Origin of the sequence: Psychrobacter jeotgali (genome assembly GCF_904846315.1) — a bacterium.
GTDB lineage: Bacteria > Pseudomonadota > Gammaproteobacteria > Pseudomonadales > Moraxellaceae > Psychrobacter > Psychrobacter jeotgali.
On the sequence record NZ_CAJHAF010000001.1, the window covers coordinates 1,613,708 to 1,630,383 of the forward strand.

At 43.9% G+C, this 16,676-nt stretch carries 18 protein-coding genes; all 18 read right to left on the bottom strand.

What is annotated here, in order from left to right:
* Nucleotides 1–72: 72 nt before the first annotated feature.
* Nucleotides 73–357 (bottom strand): DUF4031 domain-containing protein, encoded by a 285-nt coding sequence (locus JMX18_RS06490; RefSeq protein WP_201585958.1) that lies wholly within the window; start codon nucleotides 355–357, stop codon nucleotides 73–75.
* A gap of 36 nt (nucleotides 358–393) precedes the next feature.
* Nucleotides 394–930, bottom strand: a complete 537-nt coding sequence (locus JMX18_RS06495; RefSeq protein ID WP_201585960.1) for a cytochrome b — start codon at nucleotides 928–930, stop codon at nucleotides 394–396.
* A 24-nt stretch (nucleotides 931–954) separates the two neighbouring features.
* A complete protein-coding gene (locus tag JMX18_RS06500; RefSeq protein ID WP_201585962.1) occupies nucleotides 955–1,359 on the bottom strand; it encodes a RidA family protein in 405 nt (134 codons plus the stop codon).
* A 45-nt stretch (nucleotides 1,360–1,404) separates the two neighbouring features.
* Complete coding sequence (gene modB, locus JMX18_RS06505; RefSeq protein ID WP_201585968.1) at nucleotides 1,405–2,106, bottom strand: molybdate ABC transporter permease subunit; 702 nt, start codon at nucleotides 2,104–2,106, stop codon at nucleotides 1,405–1,407.
* An 89-nt stretch (nucleotides 2,107–2,195) separates the two neighbouring features.
* The gene (modA, locus tag JMX18_RS06510) at nucleotides 2,196–3,152 is read right to left on the bottom strand and encodes a molybdate ABC transporter substrate-binding protein (RefSeq protein WP_227674582.1); all 957 of its coding nucleotides are present in this window, start codon (nucleotides 3,150–3,152) and stop codon (nucleotides 2,196–2,198) included.
* 221 nt (nucleotides 3,153–3,373) lie between these two features.
* Complete coding sequence (locus JMX18_RS06515; protein WP_406947367.1) at nucleotides 3,374–3,838, bottom strand: molybdenum cofactor biosynthesis protein MoaE; 465 nt, start codon at nucleotides 3,836–3,838, stop codon at nucleotides 3,374–3,376.
* 29 nt (nucleotides 3,839–3,867) lie between these two features.
* Complete coding sequence (locus JMX18_RS06520) at nucleotides 3,868–4,149, bottom strand: MoaD/ThiS family protein (RefSeq protein WP_201585970.1); 282 nt, start codon at nucleotides 4,147–4,149, stop codon at nucleotides 3,868–3,870.
* A gap of 44 nt (nucleotides 4,150–4,193) precedes the next feature.
* Nucleotides 4,194–4,688 (bottom strand): cyclic pyranopterin monophosphate synthase MoaC, encoded by a 495-nt coding sequence (gene moaC, locus JMX18_RS06525; protein WP_201585971.1) that lies wholly within the window; start codon nucleotides 4,686–4,688, stop codon nucleotides 4,194–4,196.
* 25 nt (nucleotides 4,689–4,713) lie between these two features.
* Entirely contained in the window at nucleotides 4,714–5,478 is a 765-nt protein-coding gene (gene mobA, locus JMX18_RS06530; RefSeq protein WP_201585972.1) for a molybdenum cofactor guanylyltransferase, read from the bottom strand.
* Nucleotides 5,471–6,001 carry a molybdenum cofactor biosynthesis protein B gene (moaB, locus tag JMX18_RS06535; protein ID WP_201585973.1) on the bottom strand — a complete coding sequence of 177 codons (531 nt, stop codon included), beginning with the start codon at nucleotides 5,999–6,001 and terminating at the stop codon, nucleotides 5,471–5,473. Before moaB ends, mobA begins: the two co-directional genes overlap by 8 nt.
* Nucleotides 6,002–6,248: 247 nt before the next feature.
* The gene (gene moaA, locus JMX18_RS06540) at nucleotides 6,249–7,331 is read right to left on the bottom strand and encodes a GTP 3',8-cyclase MoaA (protein WP_406947351.1); all 1,083 of its coding nucleotides are present in this window, start codon (nucleotides 7,329–7,331) and stop codon (nucleotides 6,249–6,251) included.
* A 227-nt stretch (nucleotides 7,332–7,558) separates the two neighbouring features.
* On the bottom strand, nucleotides 7,559–8,299 hold the full coding sequence (locus tag JMX18_RS06545; RefSeq protein WP_201585976.1) for a nucleotidyltransferase family protein: 741 nt from the start codon (nucleotides 8,297–8,299) through the stop codon (nucleotides 7,559–7,561).
* Complete coding sequence (locus JMX18_RS06550) at nucleotides 8,296–9,642, bottom strand: XdhC family protein (RefSeq protein ID WP_201585978.1); 1,347 nt, start codon at nucleotides 9,640–9,642, stop codon at nucleotides 8,296–8,298. The genes JMX18_RS06545 and JMX18_RS06550 overlap by 4 nt, the downstream gene beginning before the upstream one ends.
* Before the next feature lie 102 nt (nucleotides 9,643–9,744).
* The gene (locus JMX18_RS06555) at nucleotides 9,745–12,240 is read right to left on the bottom strand and encodes a xanthine dehydrogenase family protein molybdopterin-binding subunit (protein WP_201585980.1); all 2,496 of its coding nucleotides are present in this window, start codon (nucleotides 12,238–12,240) and stop codon (nucleotides 9,745–9,747) included.
* A 2-nt stretch (nucleotides 12,241–12,242) separates the two neighbouring features.
* Nucleotides 12,243–13,235 (bottom strand): FAD binding domain-containing protein, encoded by a 993-nt coding sequence (locus JMX18_RS06560; protein ID WP_201585982.1) that lies wholly within the window; start codon nucleotides 13,233–13,235, stop codon nucleotides 12,243–12,245.
* Nucleotides 13,232–13,912 (bottom strand): 2Fe-2S iron-sulfur cluster-binding protein, encoded by a 681-nt coding sequence (locus JMX18_RS06565; RefSeq protein WP_201585990.1) that lies wholly within the window; start codon nucleotides 13,910–13,912, stop codon nucleotides 13,232–13,234. Before JMX18_RS06565 ends, JMX18_RS06560 begins: the two co-directional genes overlap by 4 nt.
* Nucleotides 13,913–14,048: 136 nt before the next feature.
* Nucleotides 14,049–14,912, bottom strand: coding sequence for a universal stress protein (locus tag JMX18_RS06570; RefSeq protein ID WP_227674583.1), 864 nt, complete (start codon nucleotides 14,910–14,912; stop codon nucleotides 14,049–14,051).
* A 164-nt stretch (nucleotides 14,913–15,076) separates the two neighbouring features.
* Complete coding sequence (gene nhaC / locus JMX18_RS06575) at nucleotides 15,077–16,483, bottom strand: Na+/H+ antiporter NhaC (RefSeq protein WP_201585992.1); 1,407 nt, start codon at nucleotides 16,481–16,483, stop codon at nucleotides 15,077–15,079.
* Nucleotides 16,484–16,676 lie beyond the last annotated feature (193 nt).

The following is a 16,676-nucleotide window of genomic DNA, read 5'->3' on the forward strand; positions in this document are numbered from 1 at the left end:
CATAACATCCTCTATTGCATTCAATAAAAGTAATAGCTCTATCAAATGAGAAATAAAAAAGCTAATTTTTTTCTAACGGTTAGTTAAAGTTATTTGATACTCCAGCTCAACCTTTAACTTTTTAGCACATTCAATAATCTTTCTTCTATCAGCCGCTATAGCGCCATGTTCGATAGCAATCTCTCGCATTTGCAAAGTAACGTCATAATGTGGATAGCTGGCATTGCGATGAAATAAACGCTTATCCAACTCAATAAGCTCGGCGAATTCATGCAACTCTTGTAATGAGTCTGCCAGCATATGACACCATCGGTAGCCCTTGAACTCTATGCACATAAAATCTACATATATCGCCATTAGGTCACCTCTCTAAATATTGTCATTTAATCTACACTATAATATTCGATTCATTAGCTTATCTTTTTTAATAAACTGATGATGTAGTGCTGCTCCGATATGCAGCAAGGTAAATACAATAATCAGCGGCCAAATAATATCGGTATGCAAATCGTTAAAGGTACGAGCCAAACCGCGATCAGGTGTAACAAAAACAGGAATCTCAAATAAACCAAACATATCTACCGGACGGCCGCCATAAACGGACATCAGCAGCCCAGCCATTGGCATTGCAATCAACAAAACATAGAGGGCAAAATGATTCAATTGCGAGATGATTTGCTGCCATTTAGGCATCGGTATAGCGGGCGGCGCTCTATCAAATATACGGTTAATAACCCGAGCTATCATCCAAAAGAGTAAGCTGATACCAAAAGCTTTATGCAGCCCAATGTATAAAGAGTTATCAGTATTTTCATACAAAAAAATAAGCGCCAAAACCATTAACAACAACAGCGCACTAATCCAATGAAAAATACGACTTATGGCCGACCATTTATTAATATAGACCGTATTAGATTGAGCCTTGTTCATATATCACCTTTTATATAAAACCATTTAATCAATAATAGCCGTCATCTCAATTTCAATCAGCAAGTCCGGCATAGCTAGGGATTGTACACCCACTAGCGTATTAGCAGGCGGCTCTATAGCGCCGTAAAAGTTGCTGATAGCTTTTCCTACAACTTCTAGATCTTCAGGCTTAAGATCTACAATATAAGTTCTCATCCGTACGACATCAGCTGACGTGGCGCCAGCTTCTTGTAGTACAGTAGCTAAGTTTTTAAAGACTTGTTCAGTCTGTGCTGCCAAATCCCCTTTACCGATAATCTCTTCATTTTCATCCCAAGCTAATTGCCCAGCACAGTGTATTACTGTTTTGCCTTGAGTTTTAGTAGCATGAGAAAAACCATATTGTAAACTATCATACATAACCGTTGGATTTATCGTTTCCCGACTCATCAGAATCTCCTTTTTTATTATAAATAATAAAGCACATTATTAGCTTTAGGGCCGTTGATTTAATTTATTCACACTAGCAATCAAAGCTACCATTACCATGCCCACAACTATAAGGATAGCAGACATAGTATGGGCCATACCATAATTAAGCGCTTCAACTTGCTCATAAATTGCAATAGAGATGACTTTGGTTTCACCAGCGATGCTACCACCTATCATGAGTACCACGCCAAACTCACCAATAGTATGGGCAAAACTAACTAGGCTACCTAAGATAATACCCACTCGTGCTTGCGGTAATGCTATTCGCATAAAGCGCCGCAAATGGCTAGGCTCTAATAAATGAGCCGCTTCCATCACACTAGCTGGAATACGCAAAAACTGCGCGTAGACAGGCTGCACATAAAATGGCAGAGAATAGATTATAGAGCCAATAACTAGGCCCTCAAAAGTAAAGATAAAGGTTTTGATATTATGCGCAGCAAGCCAACCACCAATACCGGAGGTTGGACTCATCAGTAATAGTAAATAAAAACCAATAACTGTGGGAGGTAATACCAACGGCATAGCAATAACGCCCATTAATATGACCTTTAGCCGGCCAACAAAATATCGATGGCTAGGCTTAGCCAACCAGTAGGCTAGCGGAGTCGCCAGTAATAATAAGCACAATGTGGTAATACCAGCAAGCTTAATACTCACCCAAAACGGGACTAGCATCGCTGATAAAAGCGCTTCATCTATCATAAGGTCACTATTATTTGGTTATGATTGGCTTATTATTGAGGTCTATTGAACTATCATAAATGCTTTTATAATTTGGGCTATTCCACCACTTATTTAACTTCTAAATAACCAGCATCAGCAAAGTACTTTTGTCCTGCAGGTGACAATAGATAGCTGGTGAAATCTGTCGCTACGGCGGCATCACTGAGCACCACGCCATCTTGCAAGATAGCAGGATAAGTGTCTTGCGCTAGTATATAAAATTGCTCTGGAGTGGCATTTATTGCCGATACTTGTGATTGGGCAACAAATCCATAGTCGACACTACCGGTATGGGCATACTGAAAGGTTTGACCGATATTTTCCGCTTGAATCAGTCGTTTTTGGCTGTTCAATGGCTCATAAAGATTCTGTGATTGCAGATAAGCTTGGGCAGACGCACCATAAGGGGCCAGATCAGGATTAGCAATAGTAATCTTGGTATTAGACTCTTTGGCTAATAGCTCAGCTAAGCTTGACTGGTTAAGCTCGCCTACTGGATGCTTGACACTATAAAAAGTCAATTGTCCTTGAGTATAAGTAAAAGGCTCATGCTTGGGCGCATCGGCTGGTCGCTCATTAGCCCATTTGGCTGGAAACTCTTGATTAGCGGATAAAAAGATATCATAAGGGGCACTCGCCGCTATTTGCGCATAGAGTTTACCTGAGGAGGCAAAGGTTAGCTCAATCTCTTGCTCGGGTACATTTCTCTCAGCCTTGTAGCCTTCAACAATTTTGGGCAATACATCCGATAAGTTAGCGGCCGCAGCAATACGTACTTTCTCTCCGGCTACAACAGCCTCGCTAGGTGCTACTGCAGTCTTCTCAGGCTGTACAATCGCTTCATCAGGAGTGGCTGGCGGTTGCTCGGCGGTATCGGTATTCTCTTTGGTACAAGAGGCTAATGTCAAAGCCACACAAGCTGAAACACCCACGGTCAAGACTGTCTTTGATGCTCTAGTAACCCGCTGCATCAAGGTTTGATTAAATTGATTATGATCATAACTACTGGATTTACTGATTTTCATAGCTTATCTCCTTTATCCACTATGATAGCTGCAAGCTAGTAATGCCAAAGTAATTGCCTGCATAAGGTTGGCCACTTGTATTTAAATTATTTAAAAAGCTGCCAAAACGACTAAGAAAAAATAGTTTTATAACTATTCTTCCTTAGTCGTGGTAATATTTTTATTATTTATAAACAGTTTTATTTGATATTTATCTAACTTTTGTCTTATTTAGGTCTTGCTTAACCGTTATTGCTAAGCCATTTAGAAGAGTTATCATCATAATACTCTTGTTTCCAAACCGGGATATCAGCCTTGATGGTATCTAATATCCAGCGGCAAGCATCAAAAGCTGGATAACGGTGCGCAGACGCCACCCCGACCCAAACGGCTACATCGCCAATCTCCAGCGCCCCAATACGATGAATCGCCACCGCACCGATGATATCAAAGCGCTCTTTGGCTTCTTCGATAATGAGCCGACCTTGATTAATCGCTAAATCTTCGTAGCCGTAATAAGTCAAACTATCGACACTGCTATCGTTATTATGATTACGTACCCGGCCCTCAAAGCTCACAAAGGCGCCGCAGCCATCATCATCTAGCATAGCCTTTAGACGGCTCTCATCAATATCGATATCCAATAGTGCAAAACCGTCACGCTCTGCCAGTGCATAGACCTCATCCACGCTACGCTTAATGGTCATCGACTGGCTATGTACGTTGTCTGTCATGTCTAGCCCCCTGCTACTGGGGTAATGAATACCACATTATCGCCTTCATTTATCTCATCGGTCCATTTAGCGAAATAATCATTTACCGCCACTCTTAAATCAGACTGTGGACGACTAAAGCGATGCTTTTGGCTCAGCTGCTCATAAAGCTCGGTCAAGGACGTCGCAGGCGCAACTTGGATTTGCTCTTCATTAAGATTGGCTTCGTCAGCTAGGCTCGCAAAATATAAGACATTAATAGTCATCAGTGTATCGGTGTTGGTATTTTCAGCTATAGCGCTCATCTTTATCTCCATCGTCAAAATTCAAACCAAAATTAAGCTAAAATCTAAGCATGCTGATAATCAGACTTACCGCCAGTTTTGGTTAATAGGCGAATATTATCAATCACAATGTCATGTGATATCGCCTTGGTCATATCATATATCGTCAGGCAAGCGACACTCACCGCCGTCAATGCTTCCATCTCCACCCCAGTTTTATGGGTGACTTTTACTGTAGCGCTAACGTTAATACTATTAAGTGCATCGTCATAAGCAAAAGTTAAGCCGATTTTATCCAGTGGCAACGGATGACAAAGCGGAATCAAATCATGGGTACGCTTGGCGGCCATAATACCAGCGATATGAGCGGTTTGGGTGATACTACCCTTTTTAGTCATCCCATCAGCGGCTTTGATTTGCTCATAAATTGCGCTTGGGAAACGCACTTCTCCTGCCGCATGCGCCTCACGTGTCGTTGGCGTCTTGCCGCTCACATCCACCATAGTAATATCACCGTCGCTATCTAAATGCGATAGGGTATTTTGTTTATTATTGCTCATAAGTGTTTCGTCTTATTATTTTATTCTACAACTCATTTAAGGCGGCACAAGCGCGCTTAAAGTCATCAGGGGTATTCAAATTGGTCAAGGGTTGCCATTCTTTGGTGACTGCGACTGCTTGAGTTCTAGGCTTTATAAACGTCATAACCTCACGTTTTCCACTGTCGATATAGGCTTTCATATCCGGCTCAATGCTCAATTTATACAGCCCTAATAAGGGGTAAAGATGCGCATCATCCGTCAGACAAATGACCGATTTATCATAAGTTGCGTCTGTAGCTGTATAAGGACTTAGCGCTTGCCACAGGTCATAAGCATTGATCAAGCTATCGCAGCTAATCACCATCAACCATGAAGCATCGGTATTTTCTACCTTAGCCGTACCCTCTTCTTTAGCCTTAAGCTTAGTCAGTGTCTGTAGCGCTGACTCAATAGCAACCAACGGTCCTTCTGTCTCGCTATCCGCCACAATGGACGGAGAATTATAATCAGTGATATGAGAAATAGGCATCTGCGCACTTGCCAGCAGGGCCTCATCAATCTGAAAATCACGCTCATTATCCGCAATCATTATTGGTACGTTTATATTAACCGTATGTAGCTTAAGCGCTTGGCGTACGTGATAGTCGAGTAACCGTTCATTATTGGGCAAGGTCAGCCGAGCTTTAGGGGTCCCCATACGTCGAGATTTGCCGCCCGCTAATATGACTATCCCTGCCAAGCTTGCTGTATCGTTGCCATGGCTCGAACTATCTAGGCTATCTGCATGCTTTAAATTTGAATTAGTCATGGGTAGGATTCACTCGCATAAAGTGCGGGATAAAATTACAAGGACGGGTACGACTATCAAACTGCTCTTTTAGGATATCTTCCCAACCCGTACGGCAAGCTCCCGTCGAACCCGGTAGGCAAAAGATGCCAGTGCCATTCGCCATGCCCGCAACTGCGCGTGATTGTATGGTGGACATGCCGATATCTTCTTTGGAGATAAGGCGGAACATTTCACCAAAACCATCGATAGCTTTATCGAATAGCACGCCTACCGCTTCCGGCATGCTGTCTCTGATATAAAACCCGGTGCCGCCAGTAGTAATCACCGCATGCACATCAGGATCTGCTATCCAGCGGCTGATGACCGCTCTAATTTTATAAATATCATCGATAACCAATTCGCGGTCAGCTAGGTTATGGCCAGCGGCTTGTAACTGGTCAACTAAATACTGACCTGAAGTATCTTCTGCCAGCGTACGGCTGTCAGAAACAGTTAGAATAGCGATATTAATAGGCGTAAACTCAGCTGCAGGCTTGCTCATGATTGATCCTTAATAAGTATGGTTTTCAACTTTTTTGCGTAGGCTGGGGTGTTAGCCTAGCATTTTAATATTGTAAATTCTCATAGAAATTCTATTTAAAGAATTTCTCTTGCAAAGCTAAAATTGTAGTACAATTTTTTAACGCTTCTCAGGGTTAAAAACCCAGCCTACGATAGTCCATGCTAAATTGAGAGTCAGGTTTCAGATTAAATAAAGTACAGACAATAAAGACCTAACGACCTATCCCTTAACCACCAATCATGGACAGATTAGCCATCATACCGCTATTAGAATCATGCAAATGATGATGTTCAGGCTTGATCGGCATAAAGCTGTGCAGTGTATTGACCAGTCCGTCGACATCATCGTTACGTAGATGCTCACGGATATCATAGTTGCCCTGATCAAATAGGCACAAATGCACTTTACCTTGAGAGCTTACTCGTAGACGGTTGCAGCTATCACAAAAATGAGCAGCGTAAGGGGCAATCATACCGATGCGCCCTAGATAATCCGGATGGCTATATTCCACCGCTGGGCCATCGCTACTGCCACGCACATGCGGCTGCCAGCCATGCTCTAACAAATAATCAATAATGGTATCGGACTGGGCATGCTGAGCGAAGAACAAATCACTATTGTCGCTGGTTTGCATAAACTCAATGAAGCGATAAGTAATCGGACGATGCTTGACATAGTCCATTGCCGTTATCAGGTTTTCAAAAGCGGTTTCGGCCATCAAGATACTGTTTATTTTCAGCTTAATGTCGGTCGTTTCTAATAACTTATCCATATCAGTCAGTAGCTGCGGCAACATATTAAAGCCGGTCATCTTATGAAAGATATCGGCATCGAAGCTATCCATACTGATATTAATCTGATCCAACCCAGCGGCATCCCAGTTGGCCAGATGCTTGCCCAGCTTATAACCGTTACTGGTCATCGCCATGGTTTCGATGCCATGCGTTTGCTTGATGGTATGCATAATATCAACCACATCACGGCGAATAGAAGGCTCGCCCCCGGTGATTCTGACCTTTTTGGTACCCACTTGCGCAAAGCCGCGGATAAGAGTGTCAATCTCAGGCACAGTGAGCTCACCCTCAGGTGGCTTACCTTGGTAGCCATTAGGCAGGCAATACTCACAGCGAAAATTGCAAAAGTCGGTAATAGATAGACGTAAGTAAGTCAAACGCCGTGAAAATCCATCAGTCAATGGTTGGGTAGCAGAAATAGAAGGGCTTGCAGACGAGATGGCTACTTTAGAAGATGGCTGCTTAGAAGATAGCTTGTCATCAAAAATAGCGGATGCAGCGGTAGGTGAATACATTTGAGTACTCCCTGTAATCGGGCTATGATAAGTCATATAGTGTTATCGCTAATGTTATGTGCGTTAAGCGTTGCCTCAGGTTATGAGTTGATAAAATAAGTGTAGATAAAAATAATATTTAACATTCATTATATCAGCTTACTGCCAGATAGCAATTGACCCTAATAGCCTAACCCTTACTACTTTAGTAGTATCATTAGACTATTAAAAGTAAGCTTTTTATAAAATCAAGGGTCCAACCAACCTTGCTGTCTGGCATAAGCCAGTTGCTCAGGTGTATCAATATCATAGCTAAGTTGATTATTCACCATCGTCTCAATCTGCTGGGACGGCAAAGCTCTGATTAAATGACGTAAACCTTTATCTCCGCTTAGTGCTGCTTGCCAGCTTTTAAGGCGCTGATAGTTTATAACCAAAGGTAAGCCTATGATGCCTTTCTTAGTATTATCTTCAGCAGTCTTATTGAATTGAGAGTTGTTTTTAGATGGTTTGATTGAAGGAAAACCAATTAAAGGTTGCCAATTATCATAGCAGCTAGCCACTACTTCAGACTGCCCTGCGAGCAATCTGTGCAAATGTGACTCATCTAACAACACCTGATCAATGCCCATAATTAATATACGTTCAAGCGGCTTACTATTATTAAATTCAGCTAAGGCGGCAATACCTAAACTAAGACTATGCGCCATTCCCACTTTAGGAATAGGATTAATAATAGTATGGATAGCAGGATCTTTAGTAATTGACTTACTTATAACTGGATAATCTTTAGGAATGATAACCAGCACGGTTCGCGGCTGGGTTGATAAAGCCTGTTCAATCATGTAGCTGACTAAAGGCAGCGAGCTTTTGCTTAACAATTGCTTGGGTTGACCCAAACGCTGACTTAAGCCGCTGGCTAAAATGATAACGGCATGATTTTGTACTCGTTGTTTAACGTTAGGTAACGGTTTTTGGTCAGTTATCATGCTTGGCTCATCAGCATATGACAGTGGGTAGTTTCAGTCGGCAAAAATGCGGCTGGCAACACTTTATCATGCATCACCGCATTGATCTGCGCCATGATACCCAGCGCCAAGGCTTCGGGACCATCACCACCAAGTTTATAGCCGATGGGATAATGCAGTTTACTTATTCCCGCATTTAGAATACTAGGGTCAGCTTTAGTCGCGCTAATCTCGTTAATTAAGCGCTCAGTACGATAGCGCGGGCCCAATTGCCCGATATATTTATAATGCTCAGCGTGCTCTAATAAAGTCGCAAGACGGCTACGATCTTGGCTTAAGCTGTGAGACATCAGCGCCACTGCTGCATTGTTACTGAGCTCAAGCAGTTTCTCCGTCGCCTCAAGCGGCAAATGCATCACCACATCTGCTTGTGGAAAACGCAGGCACGTGGCATATCTAGGGCGACTATCGATGACAGTGACATGCCAGTCTTGCAGCTTTGCCATGGTCACTAGCGGTAGCACGTCATCACCTGCCCCGCAAATCAGCAGACGTATTTGCGGCTCCACTCTTTGAATAAGCCATTCTGTTGATTCTGCCCCTGCATCGTTTTCTATAAAGACGTACTCAGTATTGTTGTTACTTAAGTTATGGTCTAAATAGTGCTGTAGTAAAGTTTGGGCGCTATTAGCAAGTTTGCTTTCACTATCTTTAGGCAAAGCTTTTTTGCGGTCTTTATCAGTCTCAAGAATAGCAATTTGCCCCTTATAATTATAAGCATCTAAATCAAGGCGAGTGCCGATTGGTAAATAATCACAGTTTTTTAAATAACTTTTGGGCGCAATACCAGTTCGAATTAAAGTCGCTATCGTTGCTGGCTTTTGGGTTTTGCGTACTTGGCGAATAAGGTTCAATACTGGCATGGCCGTTTTTAGGCGCTCAAACAACACATGCACACGCCCATTGCAGCCAAGACCGAAATTGAGCTCATCCGCTGCATAACGTAAGTCGTTACCCCAGTCCTCATTTACTTCGTTTGATGCGATCTCAGAGTCAAGTCTCGCATCATCTGCAAATGCTGGTTTGGTCTTGCCATCATCGGTATAGCCAATATCATCGCCAGTTTGATAGGACTGGACGTTGGCACCACCACGGGTCAACCAAAAGGCACGTTTGATAATATGGGGCTCAAGACAGCCGCCGCTAATCATCCCCACCGAACGCCCATCCTCTAATATGAGCATCATCGCGCCAGCACGGCGATAAGCTGAACCCTCAGTGCGTACCACGGTCGCTAATACCGCATCAATTTTTTGCTGTTGAGCCTCGTCTGCCATTCTAAGAATATCAGCGATTTGAGTCATAATATTCCTTATAAAGTTATAAAACCCGCTTTAGCAGTCATACTGAAGCGGGTTCTTGAGCTAAAAACTATAAGTGTAGATAGAACAATCTATCAACGACCCTTATTCTGGCATCTCATGAAGCAGCTTATCAAGCGTGATCGGGAAATCATAAACCCTAACACCCACCGCATTATAGATAGCGTTAGCGATAGCAGCCGCAGCCCCTGATATAGACGTTTCACCAATCCCTTTTATATGCATCGGATTGGTATAAGGATCATCTTCCTCCATCAAAATTACTTCCAACTGCGGTACATCAGCGTTGACCGGCACGTGGTATTCGGCCAGGTCATGATTACACAAGCGGCCATCACGTTTGTCATGGATAACCTCCTCCATCAAAGCAGAACCAATGCCAAATATCATACCGCCATAACACTGCGAGGTAGCCATTTTATGGTTAAGAATGCGTCCGGCGGCGAATACTCCGGTCATACGTTTGACCCGAATCTCACCAGTATATCGGTGGACCGCAACTTCAGCGAAGTTGGCACCGAAAGAAGACTGGCGCAGGTTCTTGCCGTTTTTACCCGGTTTAATTTGACCTTTAGCGCTGATCTCTTGCTCGTCAAATTCAGCGAGTATATCAGCCAAAGCATAAGATTGATCACTACCGAAATCGTATGATTTAGCGGCTGATATTGATTCGGGCAATTCTACGCCAGTCTGCTCTGAGACTTTAACTGCCAAGTCCGCAGCTTTATCGACTAAGCCTGAGATCTTATCAGTTAAGTTATCAGCGACGTCTTCGTCAATGAGTGCTGAGACTTTTTCTTTACCAGCCTTAATAGCCGCTTCGGCTTTGCTTGGTTGGTGCTCGCCTGATTTTTTTACTTGACCTTTATCTATGCGAATCGTATCGGCATGTAGACCTACTTTTTTGGCCAGTATTTCACGCAGTTGCTCACAGGCTAGATAAACACCGCTACCGGCACTGGCTGCCCCAAAACTACCACCGGAGCCTGATGATGGTGGCAACTCACTATCACCAAGCTTCATCTCGATATGATCGATGGGCAGTCCTAATAGATCGGCGGCGACCTGAGTGAATACTGTGTAAGAACCGGTGCCAATATCAGTCATATCGGTTTCGATAATAGCTTTGACACCCAGCTCCTTTGAGCTATCTACTTGCAAAATCGCTCGTGCTTCAGAGGGTTGTAACTGATTACCACGAGAGGTTCCAGCCATCCCAGTACCTATCCACCAATCACCTTCTAGCTGGCTTGCAGGCTTGGGGTTGTGTCGGTCCCATCCAAATGCTTCAGCGCCTTTTTCCATACAGGCAATCAGCTGACGGGTTGAGAACGGAATATCTTCACTAGGGTCCTGTTCAGGCTCATTACGGCGACGGAATTCGATAGGATCAATATCAAGTTTGGCAGCCAGCTCGTCCATCGCACATTCGACGGCAATCATACCGACCGCTTCACCAGGAGCACGCATAGAGCCAGATAATACCTGATTCATATCGACCATCTGATAGCTTACACGGCGATTCTCACCACGATATAGATAATGAGTTGACAATGCCGTAGGTTCGAAGAACGCCTCTCCCGGTAAATTACTAGTAGTGGTATCGTGAATAAAGGTATTAATAATCCCGTCTTCATCACAACCAATGGCGATGCGCTGGCGGGTGTTCGAACGCCTTACAGTAGACTCCATCACTTGGGGACGGGTCATAGCAATCAGGACTGGACGACCTACTTCTTTTGAGGCAATGGCTGCGGCGATAGATTCTGGTGCAATACCGAGCTTACTACCAAAGCCACCGCCGACATAGTAAGAGATAAGCTGAACTTGATCTTTATCCAAATCTAGCGCATCCATAACTTGCTGCTTACCAGGAGCAATCATTTGGTTGGAGGTGTACAAAACCAGCTTATCCTCTTCCCAATACGCCAAAGTAGTATGCGGCTCCATAGCAGCGCTGTTTTGACTGGGAGTATGATAAAAACGATCCAGGGTTACCGCTGAATCAGCCAGCCCTTTTTCTGGATCACCTTGCTCAGCATTCTTATCTGAGCCTTTTTTTTCATCGACCTCATGAGCATTAGGCAGCTCTTGGGTAAAGTTCAAAGCAGCTTTATCGGTCTCATCTTTATAAGTAATCTTAAGCGCATTAGCGCCTTCAGTCGCTGCTTCAAAAGTATCAGCAACCACAACGGCAATGGGCTGACCGTGATAAAAAATCTCAGTTGCACCCTGAGTCGGCGCTTCAGTTGCACCACCTTGCTGCGAATTACGCAGAAAACGCTCAGAATCGGTAACCACTTTGATAATGCCTGGAATATTTGCCACCGAATCATTATCGATATTTTCAACTTGCCCTTTAGCAATGGTAGCTCCAACCAATACCCCATAAACTTGATTGTCTACTTGAATCTCTGCCGAATAAGGCGCTTGACCGCTAACCTTTAATGAACCGTCCACGCGGTTAATCGGCTTGCCCACCAAATTGCTCGCTGTTTTATCGAATAAGGTCGCAACTGGCTCATTCATCGTCTCTTTATTGGTAGGTTCTGACGATAATACTGAATCTAATAATGACATGATTATGCTCCCTTGCCCGCTAATGCACGCTGAATAACTTGTTTGAGTAGACGGCGTGTTAGGGGAATTTTAAAGTCGTTTTGACCATTTCCTTTGGCGTCTTTTAATAACAAGTCGGCAGCTTGCTTAATAGTATCGTCATCACCTTTTGTGTCTGTAAGTAATTGCTCAACTTCTTCATTGCGCCAAGGCTGGGTACCGATGCCGCCAAATGCCAAACGTACTGTGGCTAAGTCGCCATTATCATCAGTGTCTATTATGGCTGCACAAGACACCAGCGCAAACGCATAAGAGGCGCGGTCGCGTACTTTGTCATAAGTGTGCATCCCTTTAGTGGCAGCGGGCAATACTACATGGGTAATCAGCTCACCACTCTCTAATACGGTTTCAATATGCGGCGTGTCTTTGGGCAAACAATAAAAGTCTTTTAGCGGAATCTGACGAATCGAACCATCGGTTTTCACCGTTTCAATCGTAGCATCCAAGAGGCGCATGGCGACCGCCATATCAGAAGGATGCTGAGCGATACAAGCGTCACTAGTTCCTAAAATGGCTAAGGTACGGTTCTCGCCATTGATAGCAGGACAGCCGCTACCCGGCTCACGCTTATTACAAGGACTATCCGTCTGATAAAAATAATAGCAGCGGGTACGCTGTAAAAAGTTGCCGCCAGTGGTCGCTTTGTTACGTAATTGTCCAGTTGCTCCGGCTAAAATTGCCCTAGACAGTACTGGATAATGGGCAATAACGCTAGGATGCGCTGCTAAGTCACTGTTACTCACTAGCGTACCAATACGTAAACCGCCCTCTGCCGTATCCTCGATCTGCTCAAGCTCTAAGCGATTGACATCAACCAATTGGGTTGGGGTTTCAATCTCAAGCTTCATCAAATCGAGCAGATTGGTACCGCCTGCAATAAAGAAGGCATCTTTTGGATTGGCATAATTTGCCGCTTGCTGTGGAGTATTCGCACGGAGATATTCAAAGCGTTTCATGAGCGGTCTCCTGCGGTGTTGGAACGAGCAGATTTATTAGTTGAAGGGCGATCGGTTGCTGACGACTTACCGAGCTGCGCCACGCTTGGTGGCGGGGACCAAATACCCGTTACCGCTGTACCTGTGGTTGTAGGACTCATTTCTGAAAGCGAATTGGCTTTATCTGCAACTTGGCTCTCTAATACCTGAGAGATTGCTTTAATAATATTGGGATAAGCAGAACAGCGGCAAATATTACCGCTCATACGCTCAGCGATTTCCTGCACTAATAACCCATCCGGATTCTCTAAATCAGTACTAACGTAGCTTGGCCAATTCTGTTTGACTTCCTCAATGAGCGCCGTTGCTGAACAAATTTGCCCTGGGGTGCAATAACCACACTGAAAGGCATCATGATCTTTAAAGGCTTGTTGCAGCTCTGATAGTGATTCAGGCATACCGATGCCTTCGATAGTGGTGATTTTATCGCCATCGTGCATAACTGCTAGGGTTAAGCAGGAGTTGATACGCTCGCCATTAATAAGGATAGTACAAGCCCCGCACTGTCCGTGATCACAGCCCTTTTTGGGTCCGGTAATTTGTAGATGTTGACGACATAAGTCCAATAGTGTGGTGCGTGTATCGAGATTCTCAAAACGATGTTGTTTATCGTTAATCGTTAAGGTTAAAGTAGACATGCTGGCTTCCCGCTGGCAGGTTATAGTAGTTTTTTTGATTTTTTGAATGGGAGTGAAATATTCTTTCAAACTTGAGTATAACTTTAGAGCTGTTAACCTATTTTTTATACGGTATTAACGTAATAGAATCATAGGATTAACGTAACAAAATTATGGGAGAAGAGGTTTTTGCGATGATTTTTGTAGTCGTACTACCAATGAATAACTGCCGCCATTTTGAATGGCCGTAGGCGCCCACAACGATAATATCGATAGCCTTCTCTGTTTGGAATTGCAGTAATCCCGTGACCACATCAGACTCAGGCAGGTGATGCGCTTCTACGGTAAAGCCTGACTTTTTTAGCTGCATAGTAACTCTTGCCAGACTATTGGTAGTAGCGTCATCATGATTACCTATCATCACGATATGACCTTGCAAGCCTTTTAGCAGCTCACTGTTAGCCACCATTTCGGTGGCTTTAATAGCCGTTTTACTTCCATCAAAAGCGATCATATACGAGCTTGGCGTTTCAAACTCTGCTGAGCTAATTAGGATAGGAATACTCGATGCTCGGACCACGGTTTCTATCTGACTACCAATATTAATTCTATCGTTTGTATGATCCTCTCTACGACGTCCCATAACGATAGCACGGTTTTTGGGATTAAAATGCTCAATAGCAGGTAATAGTTTACCGTGACGCCGATAGGTATTGACCTCCACATCAGAGTAGCTCTTGATATGGCTTTTGGCATCTTGTATTAAAGCGTTGCTATAACTATTGACTACCCTTGCACGCTGCTCATCGAGTTGGGTCAACTCATCGAGCAAAAGCTGACGACTATCAATCCCTATCGAACCTGACAAATCACGTCTGGTCGATGCTGGAACCTCACTAACATGAAGCAGTGCCACTGGTAGATTCAAGCGACTGGCATACCATGTTGCATAGTCGCAAACGGACTCAGTCACCGCCGAACCATCAATGCAAGCTAAAATGTGCTGTTGGGTAGTCATCATTTATCCTTAATATAATAAGTGTGATTTTATCCTTTAACTAGTACGATAATAAATTATCCCCTCTAATCTAGCCTACAACACTAACCTCTCCCTATCAATCCTAAAATTGTCTGCTCTTTGACGACCTATGACCCTGACTATATAGTAGATACTACCGTAGCATTTTACCTAGATTCACTTGTTTGACTGCTATTAGCAGGACTAATGGTCACTCCGGTAAAGCCGAATATGATCGTTAAGAATAAAGATAAATAGCAGAAAAACGCATAAGGCAGATAATCAAGCACCGGCACGCCTAGCGCTTGGCTAATAAAGACACCGCAGACACTCCAAGGGACTAATGGATTTATAACCGTACCGGCGTCTTCGATAGTACGAGATAAGTTTTTGGGATGTAAGTTCAAACGCTCAAAGGTTGAACGAAAAGCGGTGCCCGATATCAAGATGCTTAAGTATTGTTCACCGATGAGCACGTTGATACTGAGCGCAGACATAGCAGCCGCAAAAATAGCCCGTCCTGAGCTGGTCAAGCTGTCTTTGATACCGGCTAATAAGGCCGGCAAAATACCTAACGCCCTTAGCAATCCGCCTAAACTAAGCGCCAATATCACAATCGTTTGAGTAAAAAACATACTTTGCATGCCGCCGCGAGACAGGACGCCACCGATCTCCCCTAAATCTAGCGATTCAGCTGGGGCGTAACCGGCAAAGAAATAACCACCCAGTTGTTCAATGGATGGTGAGCTATGCAAATAAGTAATGATTAAGGCACTAATGATAGTAGCTATAATGGTATAAATAGCATTAACTCGAAATACAGCCAGTCCCACCAGCACTAAAAAAGGCAGAGCCGCATAACTATGCACCAAGCCGCTATCAATCAATTGCGCTTGTAATACGGTAACTTGGCTTAGATCAGCGCTTACCGTTTGTCCGGAGAAAAACCAAAATAGCACCACGGTTAGCAGCCATGCAGGGACGGTGGTGTACATCATATTACGTATATGAGCAAATAAGTCGATGCCCACCACCGATGAGGCAATAGTACAAGTGTCTGACAAGGGCGACATCTTATCACCAAAGAATGCCCCTGATACCACCGCACCCGCAGCGATAGCCACATTGGCATCAAAAGCATGACTCATACCGATGAAAGCGACCCCCAAAGTCGCCGCGGTAGTCAAACTACTGCCGAGAGCAATCCCAATAATAGAGGTCAATACAAAGGCTGAGATATAATAAAACTCAGGAGATATCAGCTCAAAACCAAAATACATAAGCGTCGGTATAGCGCCCGACATCATCAAAGCGGCAATCATAAGACCAATAAAGAAGAACAGATATATCGCCCCAATCCCGCTCATGACCCCAGCTGCCATTTGCGCCTGCATATCATCAAAGCTAAGTCTCCTAAATAGACCGATGGCCAGTAACACACAGATAGCTAGTAGCAGTGACAGATGAGGCACCCAGCCAAAGCCAATCATAGTAACGCCCATAATGGCAATAACTACAGCGGAGATAAGGAACGCCAGCTTGGGTGAGAATTGAGTTAGGATTTTTGGAGGCATAAGACGTCCTCAGATTGCCGATCGAGTTTAATATTAGGTGGGCTTAGAATACACAAATTTAAGGCGTAACTTTACTAGCTTTTGTCCCATTGGGCTAGCTTCATTATTTACTCGACAGGCTACCTTACTATCGGAGTTTCTCAGGCTATTCTAGTTTATAAATGCCACTCCCAGCTTTGCATAAGCTGTTATA